Source organism: Actinoplanes aureus (genome assembly GCF_015704865.1).
GTDB classification, from domain to species: Bacteria; Actinomycetota; Actinomycetes; order Mycobacteriales; family Micromonosporaceae; genus Actinoplanes; species Actinoplanes aureus.
In genome coordinates this window covers 1-21,432 of record NZ_JADQTO010000053.1, presented here as the reverse complement: position 1 = coordinate 21,432, position 21,432 = coordinate 1, and the positions used below count along the sequence as shown (strand labels likewise).

At 66.8% G+C, this 21,432-nt stretch carries 13 protein-coding genes; 7 read left to right on the top strand and 6 right to left on the bottom strand.

The features are described 5' to 3' along the window. The first annotated feature begins 43 nt into the window (after nt 1–43). Nucleotides 44–1,126, top strand: coding sequence for a hypothetical protein (locus I4J89_RS47585; RefSeq protein WP_196416685.1), 1,083 nt, complete (start codon nt 44–46; stop codon nt 1,124–1,126). Between the two features lie 1,007 nt (nt 1,127–2,133). Here I4J89_RS47585 and I4J89_RS47580 read toward each other — a convergent pair. Next, nucleotides 2,134–3,411, bottom strand: coding sequence for a site-specific integrase (locus I4J89_RS47580; protein ID WP_196416686.1), 1,278 nt, complete (start codon nt 3,409–3,411; stop codon nt 2,134–2,136). Between the two features lie 434 nt (nt 3,412–3,845). Between I4J89_RS47580 and I4J89_RS47575 the strand changes: the two genes are divergently transcribed. Beyond that, a complete protein-coding gene (locus I4J89_RS47575; protein ID WP_230859612.1) occupies nt 3,846–4,886 on the top strand; it encodes a tyrosine-type recombinase/integrase in 1,041 nt (346 codons plus the stop codon). A gap of 22 nt (nt 4,887–4,908) precedes the next feature. Beyond that, nucleotides 4,909–5,169 (top strand): hypothetical protein, encoded by a 261-nt coding sequence (locus tag I4J89_RS47570; RefSeq protein ID WP_196416687.1) that lies wholly within the window; start codon nt 4,909–4,911, stop codon nt 5,167–5,169. A gap of 455 nt (nt 5,170–5,624) precedes the next feature. Here the strand turns inward: I4J89_RS47570 and I4J89_RS47565 are convergent, their stop codons facing one another. Continuing rightward, nucleotides 5,625–8,537 (bottom strand): tetratricopeptide repeat protein, encoded by a 2,913-nt coding sequence (locus I4J89_RS47565; RefSeq protein ID WP_196416688.1) that lies wholly within the window; start codon nt 8,535–8,537, stop codon nt 5,625–5,627. Between the two features lie 538 nt (nt 8,538–9,075). On the opposite strand from I4J89_RS47565, the gene I4J89_RS47560 reads away from it, so the two are divergent. Next, nucleotides 9,076–11,712, top strand: a complete 2,637-nt coding sequence (locus I4J89_RS47560) for a YbbN family protein (RefSeq protein WP_196416689.1) — start codon at nt 9,076–9,078, stop codon at nt 11,710–11,712. A 129-nt stretch (nt 11,713–11,841) separates the two neighbouring features. Here the strand turns inward: I4J89_RS47560 and I4J89_RS51890 are convergent, their stop codons facing one another. The 3 genes from I4J89_RS51890 to I4J89_RS47545 form a co-directional block, all read right to left on the bottom strand. Next, on the bottom strand, nt 11,842–13,635 hold the full coding sequence (locus tag I4J89_RS51890; RefSeq protein ID WP_196416690.1) for a 5'-methylthioadenosine/S-adenosylhomocysteine nucleosidase family protein: 1,794 nt from the start codon (nt 13,633–13,635) through the stop codon (nt 11,842–11,844). Between the two features lie 86 nt (nt 13,636–13,721). Then, on the bottom strand, nt 13,722–14,486 hold the full coding sequence (locus I4J89_RS47550; protein WP_196416691.1) for a hypothetical protein: 765 nt from the start codon (nt 14,484–14,486) through the stop codon (nt 13,722–13,724). Further along, nucleotides 14,483–14,821, bottom strand: coding sequence for a PadR family transcriptional regulator (locus tag I4J89_RS47545; protein WP_196416692.1), 339 nt, complete (start codon nt 14,819–14,821; stop codon nt 14,483–14,485). Before I4J89_RS47545 ends, I4J89_RS47550 begins: the two co-directional genes overlap by 4 nt. A gap of 554 nt (nt 14,822–15,375) precedes the next feature. Here I4J89_RS47545 and I4J89_RS47540 point away from each other — a divergent pair. The 3 genes from I4J89_RS47540 to I4J89_RS47530 are packed head-to-tail and all read left to right on the top strand — an operon-like array spanning nt 15,376 to nt 20,179. Beyond that, entirely contained in the window at nt 15,376–16,050 is a 675-nt protein-coding gene (locus tag I4J89_RS47540; RefSeq protein WP_230859613.1) for a hypothetical protein, read from the top strand. Nucleotides 16,051–16,058: 8 nt separating this feature from the next. Further along, the gene (locus I4J89_RS47535) at nt 16,059–18,077 is read left to right on the top strand and encodes a coiled-coil domain-containing protein (RefSeq protein WP_196416693.1); all 2,019 of its coding nucleotides are present in this window, start codon (nt 16,059–16,061) and stop codon (nt 18,075–18,077) included. 41 nt (nt 18,078–18,118) lie between these two features. Then, nucleotides 18,119–20,179, top strand: coding sequence for a hypothetical protein (locus tag I4J89_RS47530; protein ID WP_196416694.1), 2,061 nt, complete (start codon nt 18,119–18,121; stop codon nt 20,177–20,179). Between the two features lie 535 nt (nt 20,180–20,714). Here I4J89_RS47530 and I4J89_RS50660 read toward each other — a convergent pair. Beyond that, nucleotides 20,715–20,900, bottom strand: a complete 186-nt coding sequence (locus tag I4J89_RS50660) for a hypothetical protein (RefSeq protein WP_230859614.1) — start codon at nt 20,898–20,900, stop codon at nt 20,715–20,717. Nucleotides 20,901–21,432: the final 532 nt, after the last annotated feature.

The following is a 21,432-nucleotide window of genomic DNA, read 5'->3' as shown; positions in this document are numbered from 1 at the left end:
CGCGCAGACGCGCGCCGCCTGACTCGATCGGAGATCCCCACCCATGGCTGAATCCGCCCCGCGCTACACCACCGGCGACGTGCCCCGCCTGCGCCGCGACCTCGCCGACTGGTACGGCGGAACGCAAGGCACACAGTTCTACTACAACGCCATCCTCATGGGCCAGCAAAAGCTCAAGCCGCCCGGCCCGCCCGAACGCGTCGCCCCGGCGCTGGCCGCCGCCGAGACATCCCGGCTGCGCGACGGCGACCTCTGGTACGTCGACGAGGACCTGTGCGTGCTGCTCAACGCCGCGCACCCGAGCATGCCCGCGTTCGCGCCCCGACCCAACGACCTGCCCTCGAAGGTCGGGTTCGCGGTGTTCGCCGAGCCGATCGCGGCCTACGACGCGCAGGAAGCCCGCCGCGACGACGTGGTCGACGCGCTGGCCGACCTGCACGGCGGTGACGAGTTCCGGCGCATCGGCCAGGCCGCCTACGAAGACCAGGCCCGGATCGTCGCCGTCTCCTGGGGGCCAGTCGACAACCCGCACTGGAAAGCCGGCGGCCTGTGGATGTCCTTCTACGCCGTCACCGACAAGACCACCGATGACCTGCTCGCCGGGCACCCCGGCGCGGCCGCCCGCGCCCGGGCCATGCTCCCACCGCTGCCGGTCGACAACGAGGCCGCGATCGCCTGGCGGCCCGACGGCGCCCCGCCCGAGGAGTACATGCTCACCGGTGCCGAAGACCAGCATGGCACCCTGGCCTGGACGCGGCTGGTGTTCGCGACCTTCCAGCTCGCCGCGCAGGCTAACCTCGCCGAGACCGAGAACCACACCACGCCCCGGCCGGAACGCCGCCGTACCGAACGCGCCGGGCTCCCGCCCCGCGACGTACGCATCATCCGCCTGCGCCGCACCGTCGCCGCGGCCCGCGACGCCGACCAGACCGGCACCGGCCGGGACTGGCAACACCGGTGGATCGTGCGCGGTCACTGGCGCAACCACTGGTACCCCTCGCTCGGCGATCACCGCCCTCTCTGGATCGCGCCCTACCTCAAAGGTCCCGCCGACGCGCCACTGATCGGCGGTGACAAGGTCAACGTTGTCAACGCTCCGAAGGACTACGGCCAAGATCGCCCTTAGCAGGACTCTCCCGAGCTAACAGCGCGACCGTGAAGACCAAGATGATGATCAGCGCGATGATCGTGACCCACGTGCGGCTGCTCGGCGGCGGCCCACTATGCGCCGGCACGGGCTCGCCCTCCGAGCCATCCAACGTGTTGGCGTTCATCGCGCCCCATGATCGCGAAGTTGAGCTCTCGATAGCGGGCCCAATTCGCCTATCACGTCCGGATTCCGGCAGTCACCACGGATCTGGGCCAACAGCGTCAGCGCTCACACGTCAACGCAGCCGCCGGGCGCAGCCGACCAAAGACGCCGCCAAACCCGCGACAGGTAACACGCACGACACTGCTGGGGTCATCAGCGAAACCGAACCGCACCGGCGGCAGAGCCAGCATCTCTGCCAAAGGCGCCTCGCCACCTCCACGTCCGCGCCGGCACACAACAACCCGTAACGCCTTACCCACAGCAGCCTCGCGCACCCTGAACCGACACCCAGAAGCAGCAAGACAGCCGGCCAGCGACCCGACGAGCCGCCGACAGACAGCAAAACAGCCAGGCACAGCCCAGCGAATCCAAGCATGACCGCAGGTCCCGTAACCGAGAGCGGCCGCCGAGGCGGCGCCAAAGCTCGAGCCAGCCCCGACATGCTCACCGCCTGGGCGCGAACCGACACGGGCCCCTCCGGACCAACAGCGAACCCTTGAACCTGCGTTACCGAGCGCCCCTCGCGATAGGCCTCAGCCACCCGAACAACTTGCGTTCCGCTGCCACAGGCCAAACACGCCGGCCCAGTAGCAGGGTGGTGCTCGTCCCGCCGGCTATTCCGCGCAGCGCTCACAAGCTCGGTGGTGAGCGTCGGATCCCGACCTGAGCCGGGGCTCGCCGTCCTTCCCTTGTCACCATCTCGCATCATCGTTCGCGCCTCCCGGAACGTGAATTGGCACGCGCAACATATTGAAGCACGTACAGGATGGTTCGCCACCCGGTGACGCGGGCCAACCGCCTTGCCACCGGGGACGACAAATCTAGGGCGCAAAGTCGACGAGAGCCGTGGCACCCCTTGTACTCTTCCTACTCCGGCCCAAATAGACGTCAGAAGTCATACTCGGCCTAGCATGCCCGAGCTGATCAGCAATCTCCCGAGTAGGGACGCCCGCGTCGTCCATCTGCGTAGCTACAGTCTTCCGAAGCAGATGCGATGTGTCATCATCCAAGCCCGCAAACTCAAAGGCATCCTTGATGTCGTTCGCCACGTTCGAAGGATCCCGAAGCGTACCCACTGAAGAAGGAAAAACGATCACCACCCGCTCCGTCCAGGACTTACCGCCGTCCAGCATCTCCTGAAGCCACAGCGGCGGCGCCGACCTCCGCCTCCCCGCCGTAGAAACCGTCGGCGGAATCACCAGCTCAACACCATTCTTGAGCCTCACAACTGTCGCCACAACATCCACAGCGTTGGCGAGAAGGCACTCAACCGTCGGCATCACCCAATCAGGCAAGGTGAGCGTACGAAACCCAGCCTCTGTCTTCGGAAATCGCGAAATGCAAACACCCACACCTTTATGGCGCACGACGGTTCCCCGAATCTCCACCGTGCGCGCCCCGACGTCCAACGTGTCACCAGTCACCGCCAGGCACTCGCCAAGACGCTCACCCGTGGCCCCAAGAAAGTCAATGATCTCAGGAATCCCACGCCGAACCGCCTGCGACGAATAAGACACCCAGGCCCTCAGCTGGCGAAACTGGACAGCGGTCAGCGCCCGAGGCGCCTTCCTCGGCTTGATGCTGACGGGTGACGTCTCCCGAACAGGATTCCGGTCCATCGCGCCCATTCGCGCCGCGAAGGCACAGATATTGCTAAGCACGGAGCGGACAGTCTTCGTTATCGAGGGTCCGTGAACATTCTCAACCCGCCGTAACGCCCGCTCAGCAAGTGCGACGGAAAACTCGCGACACTTAAGGCTTCCAACCTGCGGAAGGATGTGATTATCGATCTGCTCACGGTAGATCCTTCTCGAGCCGAGAGACCCCTCCTTGATCACATACGTCTTCCACCATTCCTCTGTTACGACGCTCAACCTCGTGTCCGGACTGATCGCGGCATCGCGATTCTCGTGGGTTCGATCGCGAATCGCAATCTTGAGCGCCGCTTCCGCAGCGGCCTTGGTGGCGCCAGTGCGCTCGACATCCCGAGTGACCCCGTCGTAGTCCCGGAACGAGCACCGTGCGCGCCAGGTGCTCTTACCGACCTGCGTGTGCCTGACTTTGCCTGCTGTGCCGATGGGCAACTGCGGCCGTGCCAACCTGCTTCCTCCCGGCTTACTCACGGTTTATTCGCCCGACATCGATCCGCATTGAGCGATACTGATTGAGGTCCGGCAGCGAACTGTGCAGGTGGAAGGCTATATTGAGTCACAATGAGCAGCAACAGGCATCGAAACCATTTACCCGGCAGGTTATTGGTTCGTGGACCGTCGGTAGCAGAGCTGACAATAGCCTTCCGAGCCATATGCTATATCGCGTTCCTTGAATTGTCTACCCGTCGGCGTTGCCGTCGGTAAACGTTCCGATGACGGGCGCTGTGCGCATGTCTTGTTGCTCGTCGTTGCGTGTTGCGGCGCGTTATTGAGAATCTTGCTGCGCCGAATGATTTTTTGATTCGGTGGCTGCCGTTCGGGTCTACTGCGGACAACTGCAGACAACTTCACCAGAAGTATTTCGGCTGCGATCATGAATTATGAGCTGGTCGCTGATGCGGTCCTGCCTTCGTGGCGCCAGTTATCCACTCTCCAGCTCAAGCGAGGGCTTGAATCCACTGGGGGATGTTGTGCTGGATCTCCAGAAGGTTTGCCATGATGTCGCTCCGTCCTGGTTCGATTATCTGCGGGATTGGGATCGCACGCTGCGCGGCGGGAACTATCCCGAGACGACGCGCTACAACTATCTGCTCGCCGGTGCGCAGCTGGGCCGGTATCTGAGGGAGAACGCTGACGAGCTTGCCGCGGTGGATGCGGCGGGGGATCCGACTGAGGTTGAGCGGGGACATGTCGAGGAGTTTCAGGCGTGGATGGTGCGGACCCGGTCGGCGTCGACGGCGTTGAACAAGCACAAAGGGTTGCAGCAGTTCTTCAAGTGGCTGGTCGAGGAGGAGGACCTGGAGCGGTCGCCACTGGCTCGGGTGAAGCAGCCGAAGACCGGGGAGACGCTGATTCCGATCCTCGGGGATGAGGAGACCGCCAAGATCCTGGCGACCTGCAAGGACAAGACGTTCCTGTCGCTGCGTGACGAGGCGATCATCCGGGTCTTCTTCAACACGGGTGCCCGGCTGTCGGAGGTCGCTGGTCTACTCGTTGATGACGTGGACCTGGACCACGACACGTTGTTGTTTCACGGTAAGGGTATGAAGGACCGCCGGGTGCGGTTCGGTGGCAAGGCCGGCCGGGCGTTGAGCCGGTATCTGCGGGCGCGTGCCCGCCGTCGCTTCGCGGAGTCGCCGGTGTTGTGGCTGCCGGAGAAGGGTGAGACGCCGCTGGCGGCGAACGGCATCAAGATCATGCTGCGGCGCCGCGGTGAACTAGCCGGGGTCGCGAAGGTTCACGCGCACCGGTGGCGGCACAACTTCGCGCATGAGTGGAAGCTGGCTGGCGGTGACACCGGTGATCTGATGTTGGTGCTCGGTTGGGCCTCGGATGACATGCCGCGCCGCTATGGGGCGAGCGCGGCGGCGGAGCGGGCGCAGCAGGTTCATGCGCGGCTGCGGATCGGTGATCGAGTCTGACTTTCGGGGGGAGGAGTCGGTGATGGCGTTGACCGGGCGGCAGCGTGTGCGGCGCGCGCGGATCGCAGCGCACGCGTCCTGGGCGAACACCGCTGATCGTAAGGGCCGTACGGCGCCGGCGACGTCGGCGTTTCTGGCCCGGTTCGAGAGGCAGGTCGATCCCCTCGGTGTGCTGGAGCCTGAGGTTCGGGCGCAGATGGCTGAGCATGCGCGCAGGGCGTACATGTTGCAGTTGGCGGAGCGGTCGGCGAAGGCGCGGGCGCGTCGGGCCGCCGGTGGTTGACCGGGTACTCGATCGGGTTGTTCTCGCAGGATCGCCGGTCGAGGAAAGTTATAAGGATATGAGGCATTCATGAGTCGTTCGATACGAGGTGCGTCGTGACCAGTTATGCCGCTGACGTCGAGGCCAGCACGTTGATCAGGACCTGGCCGGCCGGTGCCGGGTTGCGTGCGGCGGTGGTCAGCGCGCTTCCGCCCTCTGCCGGTGTGGATGAGGTGCTTGCCCTCGCGGCGGAGCTCACGGGCCTGTCGGCTGCGTTGTGGCGGTGCTACACGCATCCCGCGAGTTCGGCGGCCAGCATGGAGGAGAACTCGGAAGGTTGGCGGCGGCAGTTGGAGCGGGACAGCTTCACCACGGTCGTGGCGAACGTGGCGACCCCGAACCTTCCTGACGAGGAGGGGATGCTGCTCGTCAGCTATGACCCGGTGGAGGAGGGCGCCCACCGGGCCGGCAGGGCGTTACACGCGATCGGCGACCAGAAGCAGCGCGATGCGGTGCTCGCCGACGTTGAGGCCGAGATCGAGGCCGTGGAGATGGCCGAGCGTGGCGACTTGACGGGGCGAGCGGTGCAAGCCGTGGTGTTGAGCCGCGCTGGCGCGAGTCCACTGCATGTGTCCGCCGCGCACGCCGCCCTGTTGAAGGATCCGTTGGGAGGGCAACGGTTGCTGACATCTTTCGACCCGACGGCCGCGTGCGTGGCGGCCGCGCACTGGCTGAAGGCGGCGGTGGACGTCGTCGCGACCGTGTCCGAGATCGATCCGGCAGGGGTGCTGCCCGCTGCTGATGATCTCGAGGCTCTGCCGCTCGATAGTCCCGTCGAGGTTTTGAGCCTCATCGAGTTCAGTAACACGGTGTACCGGGTGGTCGTTGAAATGGTCGCTGACGCCATGCTGGTCGCCGAAGGAATCGTCTCGGACCTCGATGATGTACTGATTCAACGAAACCTTGACGGAGCCGACGAGCCGGACGACGACGATGAGGACGCCGAGCGTACTGCGCTGCGGGTGACACTGCTCGACCCGCGACGGCCGGCCCCGGACCTGCTCGAAGATCTGGTGTCGGCGATGCGAGGCTGCCGCCTGCTGTACGAGGAGTACGTCGACAGCGAGGACGATGTCGACGCCCGCTTCGGCGCCGCGGTCCGCGCTGAAGCCGAGAAGAACATCGGGCGGCTCATGTAGGTTCGCCGGCGACCGCGAGCCACCGCGCCCGCGCCGCGTGCGCGCGCAGCGTCTCGGGGTGCTCGGCGCCGTAAATCTCCTCGTACAAGAAAGCGATTTGGGCGAAGGTCCCCGGGCGTCGAGCCGGGCGCCGCCGGCCTCCACGAGGTTGGCGCGGGCCCTCAGCGTGTCGGGGTGGGTCGGTACGCACACCCGCTCGTAGACGGGGATCAGGTCGGCGAACTGGTCCCGCATGGCCCACTCGTCGCCCGCGGCGGAGGCAAGATTCGCCCGTACGCGCAGCGTCTCGATGTGCTCCTCGCCGAACCGCTCGGCGTACAGCGGCACCAGCGCGGCGAGTTGATCGCGGGCGGCCGCCGTGTCGCCGGACTCGCCGGTCCACCGGGCGAGCGAGCCGCGGACCTCGAGCGTGTCGGGATGGGTCTCGCCGAGACTGCGAACGAACAGGCTGAGCAGCCCGGACAGCTCGGTACGCGCGGCCTCCGGCCGCCCCGAGGCGCCCAGCACAGCGGCGAGCTGGGCCCGGGCCCGCAACGTCGCCGGATGGTCGGCGCCGAGCCGTTGCGCGCAGGCCTTCGCGACCTCCCGGCCGGTCTGCTCGGCCGCCGGGTACAGCCCGCTGATGTTCAGGTGGCGTACCGCCCGCAGCGCACCCGACGCGGCGTTCAGGAACACCTCGATGGGCGCCCCGGCGGCTGCGCCGGACAGGTGAGTCAGGTGCGGATCGAGCAGCTGCCACAGCGGCCACCCCGCCGGGTCCTCCGGCCGCCCGGCGATCTCGTCCGACGCGGCGCGGCCGACGAGCTCGACGGCGAGGCCCAGGGAGTCCGGCGTCCGGGCGGTGTCACGCACCAGCGGGTGCAGCCGCACAGTCAACGGCCGCCGGGCCGGCGGGGTGCCGCGGGTCTCCAGGTCGATCAGCGACAGCCCGGCGAGGGCTTGCAGCAGTTCCCGAAGCCGCGCCTCGTCCAGCCCCGCGAACGGCTCCGAGCCGGCCAGCACCGCCGCGTCCAGCACCCGCTCGTACGGGATCGGAGCGTCGGCCAGACCGGCGAGCAGCCGCAGCAGCGGCCGGCCGGCGCCCAGCCCTCGGCCCGCCAGCAGGTCCAGCGACAGCTCCCAGGTGCGGCCGATCACCCCTCGGGCCCGCTCGTCGGTGAGCGCCGCGTCGGGCATACCGAAGACAGCCGTCACGCCGCCGCGGCCGTAGGCGTCGCGGTAGGCCGCGTAGGTGGTGATGGCGCCCGGCAGCGGCACCCGGTTGGTGCTCGCCAGGTAGCCTCCGGCGAGCCGCAGCGCCAGCGGCAGGCCGCCAAGCCGCTCGGCGAGCGCGACCGCGTCGTCCCAGCTCCCGGCCGGGTCGCCGGCCTGGTCGCGGAGGACCCTCGCCCCGTCCTGGCTGTTCAGGACGCCGATCGGCCGGATCTGGCACCAGCGGGCCCAGCTGCTCGGGTCACCGTCCCGGCTGGTCACGAGGATCGCCCCACGGCCGGACGGGACCGGGCGCAGCCAGCCGCGCGCCGCCGCGACCGTCTCGCCCTCGGCGGCCAGCGCATCGACGTCGTCGGCGTTGTCGATGACCAGTAACCACCGGCGGGACCGGGCCTCAAGCAGTCGCCAGAGCAGGCCCGGCGCGTCGCCACTGGTGGACCAGGCTCGGTTGACGTCCCCCTCGGTGGCGCCGAGAGCGTAGGCGAGCGCCCGCATGCCGGCCTGGAGACCGGTCGCCGTGGCGCCGGACACCCACCAGACGTCCACCCCTCGCCGGCGCAGCCGGTGCGCGACGACGCCGGCGACGGCGGTCTTGCCCGAGCCGCCGAGGCCGCTGAGGACCCGCACCCGTGGGGCGCGCCGCCCGCGGAGGCTGAAGATGCGGGTCAGCTCGGCGATCACCGCGTCGCGGCCGCGGACCCTCTGCTCGGCGAGGTCCGCCGGCGGAACCAGCGACACCATGCCCGCCGCGCCGGTGCCGGCCGGTTCCTGATCGGCCGGCTCGTCTCCCCGCCACTGCCGGAGCGCGACGAGGCCGGCCAGAACCGCGACCCCGGTGGCCGCGGCCAGCAGGACCGTCCGGTGCTTGGTGAGATCGCCGAGGCTGCCGGCCGCGGCGTTGACCACGAGGTCCCCGGCGACTGTGCCCACGGCGATGAGGAAGACCGACAATCCGGCCCACGGTGGCTTGGAGCGCACGCGGACATCGTCCACTGTTTCGTCCGGCGACTCCACATCGCGCGGTGCGGCGGCGTGGGGTGCGGCCAGTTTGAATACCGCGTGGGCACATTTGCCTCCTACGCCTACGCCTGCGTCAACGCGGGGCCAGGCTGCTGCAGAGCTCACCCCTACTCGGCGGAGAGCCTGGCGCCGTCGAGGGGCGGCGCCGGGCCCTTCTGGTCAGCGGTCGCGCCGCTGCATGATCGCGGTGATCAGCGCGAGCGCACCCGCGATCACGTGCAACAGGTCGCCGACGGGGTGGATGACGGACAGGTACTCGATCATGGTGTTGCCCCTTCAGTTCGGAACGGGGGTGCGGGCCGGCCGGGACCACTTGGCACACCCCCTATCGAACTGGCCGAACACACCGCTCAGCGCATTACCGAGAGGGTTTGAGCGACTGAGCAGCCCTGTTGGGCAACCCCGGGCGTGCATCTGCATCGATGGCCCGGGGCAGGCTGCGGTCTACAGTGGCGACATGGGCCGCCGCTCAGCGCCGAGAGGGACCGACAGGGCGGTGCCCGACCCTGCACAGATACAGACTCGTGCTCAGTTCGCCGACGCCTTGGCCCGGCTCAAGGGCACCCGCACGCACCGGGAGATCACCCGGGCACTGGAACAACGCACCCACGCTGACACGATCGTCTCGGCGACGATCAGCAACATGACCCGCGGCACGCACTTTCCTGGCCAGCAGAACCTCACCCGGTTCCTCACCGGATGCGGTGTCATCGGAGCCGACCAACAGCCGTGGATCGACGCGCGTAACCGACTCGACCGGAAATACCAACCGGCGGCGGCGACCAGCAGACCGCGGCCGTTGCTGGTCTCCGAGGCCGACCCGCGCATGCTCGGCGTGCACGCAAGCATCCAGGTCGAGCCCGGGACCACCAGCCTGCCGCCATACGTCCGCCGTGACCTCGACGACGCGGTTTGCGCTGTCATCACCGACGCGTCGGCTAACGGCGGGATGCTTGTCCTGGTCGGCGGGTCCAGCGTCGGCAAGACCAGCCTGCTGTGGGCCGGCGTCCGCGCCGCCGCGCCGCACGCGCAGATCATCCAGCCGTCCCAACCGAGCGACCTTGCCACAATGCCGGCCAGCATGACACCGCAACCGGTCATCTGGCTCGACAATCTTCCACGCTTTCTCGACCACCGGGATCCGCTGAGCGCAGACGTCGTCCGCACGCTGCTCAGCCGCCGGATGATCGTGCTCGCCACGATCTGGCCGGGGCACTACTTCGCCCGTACCGCACCGCCCAACCCGGACGCGACAGGACTCGACCCGTACGCCAACGACCGCGACATCCTCGGCCTGGCCAAGGTTATCGACGTGCCGGAGTCATTCAGCGTCGAGGAGTTACGCCGAGCCCGCGACACCGACGACCCGCGCATCCTCGTCGCGCTCGCCGGCGGAAACAGCCGCGTCGCTCAAGTCCTGGCCGCTGGCCCGGAGCTGGTCCGCCGCTGGACGAACCGCACCCATCCCACCGGCTCCGCTCTGATAACCGCAGCCCTCGACGCCAACCGTGTCGGGGCCACGCACCCGGTCCCGACTGATTTCCTCCGGCAGGCTGCGCCGGGATACCTCACCGAGCAGGCTAGAGCGGCGGCCGACGAGCTCACCTGGTTCACCGACGCGCTCACCTACGCGACCGCCCAGGTTCGTGGCGGAACGGCCTGCCTGACCGCCGTCGCCACGCAGATCGGCGTCATCGACGGCTACCGGCCAGCCGACTATCTGGTTCAGTACGCCAGCACCCACCGTCACAACGAACGGCTGCCGGACACGGCGTGGACGGCACTGATTCACCACCACCACCGCGACGACACCACTCGAATCGCTCGCACCGCCGAACGCCACGGGTGCCTCGACATCGCCGAAGATCTTTTCCGTGCCGCCATGACACACCGCGAGCCGGGCGCCCGCAGCGGACTTGCCGACGTTCTGGTCGCCCAAGGCCGCGTCGATGAAGCTGTCGCCGCGGTCATGAACCCGGCCACCAACGAGTCCCGCCGCGAGATCGCCCGGATCCTCGAGCACCGCGGGCATCAGGACCGGGCCGAGGAAATCCTGAGACCTGCCGCAGACACCGGCGATGTAGCCGCCGTCAGCCAGCTCGCCCACCTACTGACCGCGATGGGCCGCCCGTCGGACGCCCTCACCTTGTTACGCCCGTACGCCCTAACCGACGAGAACCTCGCCTCGCAGCTCGTCGACCTGCTGCTCGCCGGCGACCACGACGACGAAGCCATCGCGGTGCTGTCAGCTTGGGTCGCAGCGCACCCCGCCAGTAGCCTGCTCAGTATCCGACTCATCGAGATCCTGGAAGAGAAGCAGCGCATCGACCACCTCCGAGACCTGAGCGTCGTACCAGATCACAGCGACGATCCCCGCTGCCCACAGTGTGGCCGGCGCCCGCATGATGACACCGCACACCATGAACAGCTGACCGCCGACACCGCCACCACTGCGCTGCATCGCACACTGGCTCAGCTCGACAAGCTCGACGAACTGCGAGCCGCCGCTGCCGGTGACGACTCCGCCGCCTTCTGGCTCGCCGAGGGGCTTGCCCTGCACCACCACACCGCCGAACTGCACGCCCGGGCACAGGCTGGCGACCGCCACGCCATCATCGTGGTGGCCAACATGGCGGAATCAACCGAGACCGAGCGGCGGCGTGCCATCGCCATGCTGCGCCCACTGGCTGAGGCCGGTGATGAGGGCGCCACCCGGGATCTCGCTTCTCTGCTCGCCGCTACCGACCTCGACGCGGCCGTGGGCTTGCTGCGGCCGCTGGCCGAACGCGGCCAGATCCTCGAACCGCTGCTCGGATCCAACGCCGTCACGTTCGACATCGCGGACCTGCTCAGCGAACATGGGCGGGTCGACGACGCGTACCAGTGGCTGATGGAACGCGCCGCCGCGGGAAGCTGGACCGCTGTCCGTTACCTGGCTGACCTGCTCCTGCGCCACGAGCGCCCAGACCTGCTCCGGGCCTTGTCAGCTGCCGGATACGCCATCGGTGACGTTCGCCTGGCTGACCTGCTTGCCGACAGCGGCCGCATCGCCGAGCTGCGGGCGGAAAGTTCGCGAGGAAACGAACACGCCACCACGCGCCTTGCCGATCTTGGCCGGCGACCGTCGCCCTGAGAGAGGTGACCGGCACCATGTCAGCCAAAGATCAGGCAGGCCCGATCCGGCTGCTCGACACAGTTGCCGGATGCGTGCGGCGTAAATCCAGTGAGCCTGGCGCCCACACCTCCCTCAGCTGAATCACGGTCAGCCGTATGGGCGGACAGGCGGTATGCCGAAGGTGAGGGTGTGCACGATGAAGTCGGCGGAGGCCTTCGCCGCGAGCTGTCTGGTGCTGTCGGTCAGTTCGCCGGTGCCCCAGTCGGAGATGCCTTTGACCATGATCCAGCCGCTGCGGCGACCGGCGGTGGCCACGTAGACCCCGGTCAGTTCCTTCTCGCCGGCCGCCGCCTCCTCGAACTCCCGGCGCAGTTGCGCGCGCAGCGTTGCGCTGCCGACGAGGGTGCTGCCGGACAGGACCGTACCGAAGTGGACCGGGCGGCCGGTCCAGCCGGGCGTCGCCGCCTTGAACGCCAGCAGCAACGGGGTGCTCGCCGGGACCCGCTCGCCGCGCCAGATGATCCGTTCGCTGCCGTCCTCGTCGGTCACCTTGCGGTGGTCGACGTTGTGCACGTACTCCGAGACGACGACATCGCCGAGTCCCTGTGCGCCGCCGTCGTGCTCGCTCGACCATAGCCCGAAGCAGATGCCGGCGAGGATTACGTAGTCGGGCTGCACGGCGGGAATGAGCCGTTCCGCGGTGAGCATCATGGCGGCTGGGGTCACGATGCCTTGTGCGAACTGGGCGAGAAGCACCTCGGTGCCTTGGTCACCGAGTCGGCCGAGGCGGAAGACCGGATAGCCACCCAGCGTGTCGGGCTCGGCCTGCCGACCGTTCGCGGCGGTGACCGCGCGGATGACCGCGTCTCGCTCGACATCCATTACCGTCAGCACGAGGACACGGAGGCGGCGGTTGATCGTCGCCTCCAAATGGGCGTACGTCCTTGCCTGTCGTTTCTTAAAAGTGCTCGCCTGCCGCCTGCCCGCGACGACGAGGCAGAGCAGGACGACCAGGCCGAGCTGCGGCATCAGCCAGCCGAAGATCCGTGCCTGCGTGGTCGCCGGGGTCAGACCGGCATCATCGAGGACCATCCGGTAGATCAGCCAGGTCATGGCGTCGATCCAGGTTGCCGGCCGGCCGGCGCAATCCTGCGCGGTGGCGCAGGCGCCTGCCTCCGCGTTCGCGACGAGCAGGCCGGCCACCGCGACGGCGAGCGCCGTACCGGTCAGGAGCAGCGGAATGAAGCTGATCTGCCGGTGTGCCCCCGGATCCGGCGGCACGAACCCACCGCCGTCGAACACGACGAGAACGCCCGGCCGGTCCGGGCCAGAGTCGGTGGCGGACGGTGCGTCCCTAACGGCCTGCCGGGCCTCCACGGTGGTGACCGCGCGCTCCAGGCACATCAGGGCGTGAGTGCCCTCGGCCACGTCCGGCCGGATGTTCGTCCTCGTCAGGTACTGCGACTGGTCGAGAGCGGCCCGCAGCAGCCGATCGGCGTTCGCCGGGTCGGTCAGGTGGACCAGGACCACAGTCCAGTGCAGACCGCGGACGCTGTCGCCGGACGTGCCCCACATCCGGTTGACGGAACGCAGGATGAGCCCGACGGTCACCTGCGCCAGGATGTACAGCAACGCGATGCCGACCAGCAGGAGCGCGACCCGCGGGCCCACCACGGGGACAAACGCCGCCGGTACGCTCGCGGTGAGCAGCAGGAACGGTGGGACGCCGAACACCAGGTGGTCCCACCAGCGATCCAGGCGGCCGAGCCAAGTGCGCCCGGCGGCGCTGCGCGCCCAATCCCTGCCGCGGGCGATCGGCGGCTGGATCAGTGCAAACTCGTCGGCGGACCGCCAGACCAGACGACCGTCCCAGGCGGCCACATAAAGCAACAGGCCGAGCGGTGGACGGGATCGGTGGATGCCGACGCCGGGCGGGCGCACCGCATCCCTGACGTGCGGCCAACACGGCGTTGCCCGCACCGCCCGGGCTGCCTCCCGGCAAGCGTTCAGATCGGGTACAACGGGGCTCATTGGTCGGGCGTCTCTGATGTTGTCCGCGGCTTGGGCTTTGGGGCCGTTATGCCGCGAATGCGGCGCCACCCGTACGCCGCCGCCGTGGCGAACGTCGCAACCACACCGACCTGTTCCAGGTCCTCCCATACCTTCGCCCAACCGCCGGCCCCATGGAGGCACACGACAGGCACTGCAGTGACCAGCACGACGAGCCAGCTGAGCCGGTCGTCCGTGGTAACCAGCCAGTCCAGCGGCCGGCACGCCTGCCGCCGCGCGTCCTGGGCGCGCATCCTGACCGCTGCGGCGAGGAAGCCCGCGCCGGCACGCAACTGTTGCCGCCTGTTAAGAGCCCGATCGCCAGGATGGCCAAGCAGGTGCGCCGACCATGTTTCGGCGTCGCTGGCGCGTCGCGGACCGGCAACAACCGCGGCCACCGTGATGACGCCCCCGATGAGCCGGCTCCGCGCTCCGGCCAGGGGCTTTCTAGCACGCCGCTTCGGCCCGGTGGGGCCGACGATGTACCCCAGGGAGACGATCACGAGAGCCACCAGGAGGGCACCGACCGCCACACTGACCGCCAGCATCGCCGTGCTTAGCGCAGAGGACCAGAAGGACCCAACGATCTCCCGTTCCAGTGCGTTGGCAATCAAGGTCAACACTGCTATCACGACAATGCTGCAGACCAGGCCAACAATCGCGGCGAAGACCTTGTTCCTAGCCTTGGCGATGCATTGCCAGTGGTCTTCACCGGCGCGATCTTCATGGAAGAACTCGTTCACGATGCCCCGCCGCTTTCAACCTTCGGCGTAAACGGCGCCCAGCGACGACGGCGCGCTGCACGGGCGGCGCGGGCCTCGGCGAGTTGAAGTCGGCCAACGCCGGTCATCCGGTAGTAGCGACGGCGTGGGCGACCAGACGGCTGTTCCGCCTCCTGCCACGATTCGATCCAGCCGATCTCGGCGAGGCGCTCCAAGATCGGGTACACAGTGCCGGGGCCAAGATCCGCTTCGTCGCAGACGCGAAGTCCGTAGACCGGGTCTTCGTCGCTGGCGTGGGTGAGCACGTCGAGCACAGCCAAGGTTGGCTGTGTCAGGCGCGGCCAGTTGCTGGACACGCCATCACTGTACGCGTATATCGAGAACGACACACGAGAAAATGTTCGCGCCCTGAACCCGGCCAGATCCACTCAGGATTCCTCCCGCGCCTCCCGGATCAGTTCGTACGCCACCTGCTGGGCGACGCCCTTCGGCGGCGATGTCGGCGACTGGGCGGCCGGCCTCGCGCTCTTGGGCAACTCGCGCGGCCCTGGCGCGGCGCCATCCCCCTATTTCTGCGCGGTGAAGCTCGATGCGCTCGTGCGTCAACAGGCGCGACGGCCTGTGCCATGACCCGACCGTCTCTCGGCCCCGGCACGCCCGTGTACCGCAAATCGGGGCCCGCCAATCGACCTGATGACCGCTACCGCTGCAGACTGATGCCAAAGGATCCCGCGAACCGGCAAGATTCACGCCACCGGATCGAGTGCCCCGTCCTGCCGCGACCGCACCACGTCCTCGTCCGGCACACCGCATGATCCCGGCAACCGCGGCCAGGACGCCCGAGCCGACATATCGGCCGCGACAGAATCGGGTCTAGGCGTGAAGCATTGATTCCGTTACGTTCCATCCCATGGGGACTACCGCCGGTGACGGAGATCCGTTCTTCGATGCGGTTCGGCTGCTGCTCCTACTCGACGCCGCAGTCACCGACATAGATCTCCGCGAGGCGAACACGGCACCAGCCACCGCTGTGGGCGTCGTGCGGACGCAGACACTCCTGCAGAAGCTCGACTTCTGGCTGCGCTACCCCGACTACCTCGCCGACGAACTCCTCACCGAGTATGAGAAGAGCGGTGAGCCGGTGCTACTGAGACTCGCTGCGCAGATCCTCGATTCCGACGAGCCAGAGCTCCGCCAGATTCCGATGTTGCGGTTCAAGTTCGGTGCCTACGAACCATTGGACATGCCCATGAGCGTGCTGTCCGTCGCCGGTCTGGCCGTTGTGCGCTCCTCTCGCACCGACCAGCGCGTCCGCCACTACGACTACTTCCTGACGACCAGGGGCCGACAAACCGCACGATCCTGTGTCGAAGACTTCCCCAACCTGGCATGGTACGGAAAACGAACCAAACTGGTCGTAGCACTGGCGCAAGGAACCGGCATGACCGGCACAGCCCTACGAAAGAGGCAATACCTCCAAAGGGACTATGCGGGGACGGGCCTGAACGAAGAAATCGCGTCCATCGCCGAACGGGCCCGACAGCGCCTCGCTGAGATGAAGCCGAACGCGGCGGCCCCCGCATGATCCACAACGTGCCCAACGAAGGCGAACTACTCAACAACATCGCGCAAGCCGCTGGAGCCGCCGAGGAAGCCGTCCGATCTGTACTGGCAGACGCCGGCGTCACCCTCACCCGGCCACTTCCGGCACAACGTAGCCTCGTCATTCACCGCCTTTACGTTCGCGGTGAGAAGACCGGTACCACGGAAGGCTCCGACGGGCCCTTCGAATGGGACGTCACCCTCGGCCCTGGAGCCTGGGCAGTAGCCAGCACCATCAACTCCGCCGGCAAGTCAACCATTCTCTGGGCACTGACCTGGCCGCTACGCGGCGAACCCGACGAAACCTACGAGCGGTCAGACACCCGCCGGTGGTTCCACTACATCCGCCTCGACGCAGAAGTCGCCACGGTCCCCGTCTCCTTCCGCCTCAACCTCCAGAACGGAACCCTCCGCGAAGCCGCGCTGCTGACAGCCGACAGGACCGAGCAACTCGCTGCCCTTCCGACTGACGCCGAAGCCGGGTCAGGCGTGCGCATCGTGGAAACGGTCGACAACCAGGACGCATACGCCGCACTGGTAAGCCGCTTCATGCTTCAACGCCTCGCCCTGCCACCGCTGCACGTCTTCAGTGCCACACCCGGCGCCACCGAAGAAGACGGGGCCCGCGACGGCAGTGTCCAGACCCACGGCTGGCCCGCTTACTTCTCCGTCATCGCCCTGGCGTCAGGCAGCGACTCCGTGCTCTTCGGCCGCACCGCCTTCGGCCAACTGCCCACCCGCTACATGCAGGTCTTCCTCGACGTCCCATTCACCGCCGAAGTCATGGGCGCGGACGTCTCCGCCAAGGAGAACCTGCAGGCCAGCCGACACGCCGCCCGACGCGCAACCGCGGACGCAGCCGTACGCACACAGCAATGGCAGCCGCTGCACGACGAACTCGCCCGAGCCCAATCCCGCCTCGACTCCATACGCTCCACCCGGCCCGATCTTCCTGCCCGGCTCAGGGAGGCCCAAGAGTCAACCCGCGCACTCCTTCCCCTTCAACGTCAGCTAGCCCGCGCACAAGACGCATACGAGCGAGCCCGGCAAGCCCGCATACAAGACGAACGCTCGCTTCGAAGAGCATCAGAATCAGCAGCCGCCCGAACCCTGTTCGCCGCGCTCGACCCGCACTCCTGTCCCCGCTGCGAAACCGACATCAGCGAGAATCGGCGCCAGCGAGAGGCTCAGCAACATCGATGCGCGGTATGCGCGAGCCCGCTGCACATCGAGAGCGTCGACGACGACGATCGCCAAGAACTCCTCGACGCACTACAGCACCGCCTCACCGCCTCACGATCGGCCGAGAACAGCGCCGACTCCGCGATGAAATCACTCAAAAGGGCACTGTCACAGGCGGAGGCCCTCGCAGACCAAGCGACAGCGGCCGCCGAACACGAACAGGGCTACGCCGACTACCTGGCAGACCTACGGGCGGCTGAAACCGAGGTCGCGCGACTCAAAGGCGCTCTCGAAGTGGTCTCGAAGCTCGGCGACCAGACACCCGCCGACGACGAAACCGAACGCATCCTGTCCGCAGCCAAGGCCACTCTCAACAAGATCGCTACTGACGCGACACGCGAGCTGTTCGACGAACTGAACGCCGAGATCATCACTCTCGCCCGGCAACTCGGCATCACCAACCTCAAGTCGGTCAAGCTGGACCTCGCCGGCAGAGTCAACGCCCTCAAATCCGACAACACACGCACCACTCCGTTCAGGAGACTCGGACCCGGCGAACGACTTCGCCTTCGCATCGCCGTCGTGGTAAGCCTGATTCGCGTCGGCCGGCGCCACGGCATCCACTCACACCCCGGCCTGCTCGTCATCGACTCACCCGCAGACGTCGAGATCGTCAAAGGCGATGTCCAAACCCTGTTTGACGAACTCCGCAGCCTCGGCGAGGACGAAGGTGTGCAGATCATCCTGGCCACCGCCCGCGACGAAATCTGGGAAACCTTCCCCGCCGACAAGATCTTCGCCGGAGCAGACCGCACACATCTCTACTAGATCAGCGCATATATGCTCTAACCCGACGTAGGGGGTGCGGAATGAACCAAGCGATCACCGCATCCCTGCAAGCATGGGCACTACAAGCAACCGCCGACGAACTTCACGCAGGCCCCCGCGCCGCAGACCTCGGCGGCCTGCCAGCCGTCGCAGCCGACGCCACCCACCTTGCCCCCAGCCCGCTATTCCCCTACCTCATCGACATCGCCGGCCGAGAAAACCAGACAGTAGACGAATCAGCACGCCATCTAATCGACAAAGCGATCCTGCACGGACTCGCAGAACATGACCGCTACTCGTCCTACCTCAGCGCCACCACCCGGCTGATCCGCTACCCGTCACTGACCACCCGCCTCGGCAGACCACTCGAACGGGTGCTTCAACAGCGCGCCGAAGCCGGCACCGACCCGGAAGCCGACGAAACCACAGCCGCTATCGGCGCAACCGCACTGGAACTCTGGCTGCACCTGTGCACAACGCAGATCCTCCGCCCGCACCGCCTGCTAGCACTGCTAACCGAGCTGCCCGACATCGTCACCAACGCGCCCACCGAGATGACCAAGCGCCTACCAAGAATCGCCGGCCTCGCCCACGAGCACTTTCCCGACGACGACCTGCTCACTCTCCTGCACCGCCTCACCGGCATCCCCGACGCGGAAGCAGACGCAGGATTCGAAACAGCGCTGGCCGACCTACGTAGAGCACTCGACGCTGACAACCAGGACCAGCTCGTACACGCCCTCGCGCAAGCCCGCACTGGCTTCGCCGCCGTCGAAGCAACCGACGAAGCACGCCACGACGCCCAAACCTACGCAGCCGCACTCGACGCGATCATGGCCTTCCAGCGAGCCGACACAGCCCCACTCCGCGCCGCCGCGAACCGACTCCGTGACGCGGTCACCCACCACCAAGCCTGGCTCTCCGGAGGCTACCTACCCCCATGGTCCTGGGCGCGAGCCGAAGCCGAAACTGCCTGGCTCCAACTCGCCGAAACCCTCACTACGGCCGCCGAACCACTCACAAGCGACTGCTGGTATCACCCAAGCCAAGCCATCGCAGCACTCCGCGACGCATACCAAGCCGCGAGATCATTCGCCGTGCACGCCGACTCGAACGACCCCCACGGCATAGAGCTACTCATACGGCCAACAATCGAAAGCGCCTTCATCGACGACAAGGCCCGGCTCGCCGTCCTGGACCATGCCCTTGCCCATGATCCAACCTTCGCAGACGATCCCTCCACCCAGCGCCTCCACATTGCTGTCCACCAGGCCCTTCGCTGCAGCCAACCATCACCCGACGCGGCACCCGCAGCAGGGAAGCGTGATGGCCTGGGAAAAGAGCTCAGCCGCCTACCGGCGGTTCTACACCACTTCGGTATTGAAGACGCAATCGAACTTGTAAATAACGTCCCAGCTCGGCTGCAACAAGCCATCGAATCCATTCTGTGGAACGCAAAGATCGCCGAAGCCGAAACAGGCAACATCAAGATCGAAACCAAACTCGGCGAACTCCAACGGCAGCTGGCCGCCTCACCGGACTGGATCGGAGCAAGCGCCGGCCCATTCCAAATGCTGCTCCAGCAAACCATGCTCTTCCTAGTCAGCCGCCACAATATCGGCGCAACCATGGGCGGCGAACGGACCGCCTACCTTAGGACGACGCCGAACTCGGCCGCAGCCTTGGAGAAGCCCTTCCACCAAGACTATAAGGAATGGATCTCTCAGGGGCCGCTCTACAACGTCGCCCAAGCCGAAACTATAGACCGCGGTCGCGGTCGGGCCGACGTACTGGTCAAATTCAGGAACGTCAGCTTCTGCGTTGAATGCAAACGCGAGACGACAGACGCAAGTAAAGATGGACTCCGAAGCTACGCAGGTCAAGCAGCCGTCTACACCGACACTGACATAGCCTTCGCAATTCTTTTAGTTCTCGACCTCACAACGCCACCGACAGGCGCCCCGGACCTGTACTCGAACATGTGGGTCGAGCAGGTGCAGCGCGAAGAGGAAGACAACCCCAGATACATCGTCATTGCACGGCTGCCAGGAAAGAAACCCGACCCTTCGGCAACCAGGACACCGCCGCGCCGCGATGGGTGACGGGAGCCGGTCCGTTTCCCGCGATGCCGCCCGACACGATCAGGCCGCCACTCAGGCGATCCGGAGCCAGGCACGGACGGCAGTAGGGGGCGTCTGACAGAACGGCGGCAACAAAAGTCCAGGTCATATAGGATGTGGAGAGCTCCAAATGGGCGACTGGCGTGGACCCCTTTACTCGGCCGAGTATACTTTTGAGTGACCTGGTAAAACGTTTGTTAGCACGTCGCTGGGCCCTCTAAATGCTGGGGGTCAAGGGGTCGCAGGTTCAAATCCTGTCAGCCCGACCATTAAAAAGCCCTGACCAGCAGGAATGCTGATCAGGGCTTTTGCCTTGCCTGTTCTATTTTGAACCGTCCCCCGAAACTCTCTCCCCGGTGCAGCGATACGTTCGCCCGAGTTTGGACGACGGTGTACCTGCCGAGAATGTCGTACGGGCAGGTCGAGCGGCGTGCTCGTACTCGCGCAGCGAGTGCAGCAGACGTCGGCGGTTGAAGATCAAAATCCGGTCGTGCAGTTGGCGGCGGGAAATCCGCATCTATCGCTCCATCGCCGCGCTCATCCGGGCATTCGGACGCCCGCTGAGCACAACGTTGATGTCTGCGTCGGTGAGGGCCGTGTCGAACTGGGCCGGGTGTTCGCCGTCCTGGTCGCAGATGAGGCCCTTCACCGGGCATCCCGTGTCCTCCAGGTCCATCATCGGGTTGCGAGCGGCCTGGGTCACCCATGCCGCAGTCGGGTGCGCGGTGGCGCCGAGGATCCGGATCCGGCGGCTGGTGGTCGCTGACCGAGGACGTACATGCGGGTGCCGGTCAGTGTGATCGTTTCGAGGAAGTCCGCGGCCGGCAGCCCCTCGGCCTGCGAGCGCAGGAACTGCGCCCAGGTGGTGGCAGCCCGCTCCGGGGGCCGGATCGATGCGCACCCGCAGGCGCAGCAGCACGGCCGGCCATGCCCGATCGGCCGGCTCGAACCGGACCCGTTGTTCGCCGAATTGGCGGTGCAGCACGGCGAGTTGGTGGCGTATTACGTCAGGATCTCCGCGTGCTTGTCGTGGTCGCTGCCCGGCAGTAGCCGCAGGAAGGCGAACGCGTGGGTGATACCCGGAACGCCCCCTGGCCGGCACGGACATTCGTCGGCAGGCAGGACGCCGTGGATCCGGATATGAGGAAGCCCGCAGCGTCGCGTCACCGGCCTTTTGCGTCCACGACCCAGCCATGCCGCTGTGCAGATCAGGAAGGATCTTTAGGAAGGGAGCA

What these genes read in the sequence shown, in the direction of transcription:
- I4J89_RS47575 (WP_230859612.1), top strand. Translation starts at nt 3,846, where the DNA reads ATGAGCTGGTCGCTGATGCGGTCCTGCCTTCGTGGCGCCAGTTATCCA.
- I4J89_RS47570 (WP_196416687.1), top strand. Translation starts at nt 4,909, where the DNA reads ATGGCGTTGACCGGGCGGCAGCGTGTGCGGCGCGCGCGGATCGCAGCG.
- I4J89_RS47530 (WP_196416694.1), top strand. Translation starts at nt 18,119, where the DNA reads ATGAACCAAGCGATCACCGCATCCCTGCAAGCATGGGCACTACAAGCA.
- I4J89_RS47585 (WP_196416685.1), top strand. Translation starts at nt 44, where the DNA reads ATGGCTGAATCCGCCCCGCGCTACACCACCGGCGACGTGCCCCGCCTG.
- I4J89_RS47540 (WP_230859613.1), top strand. Translation starts at nt 15,376, where the DNA reads ATGGGGACTACCGCCGGTGACGGAGATCCGTTCTTCGATGCGGTTCGG.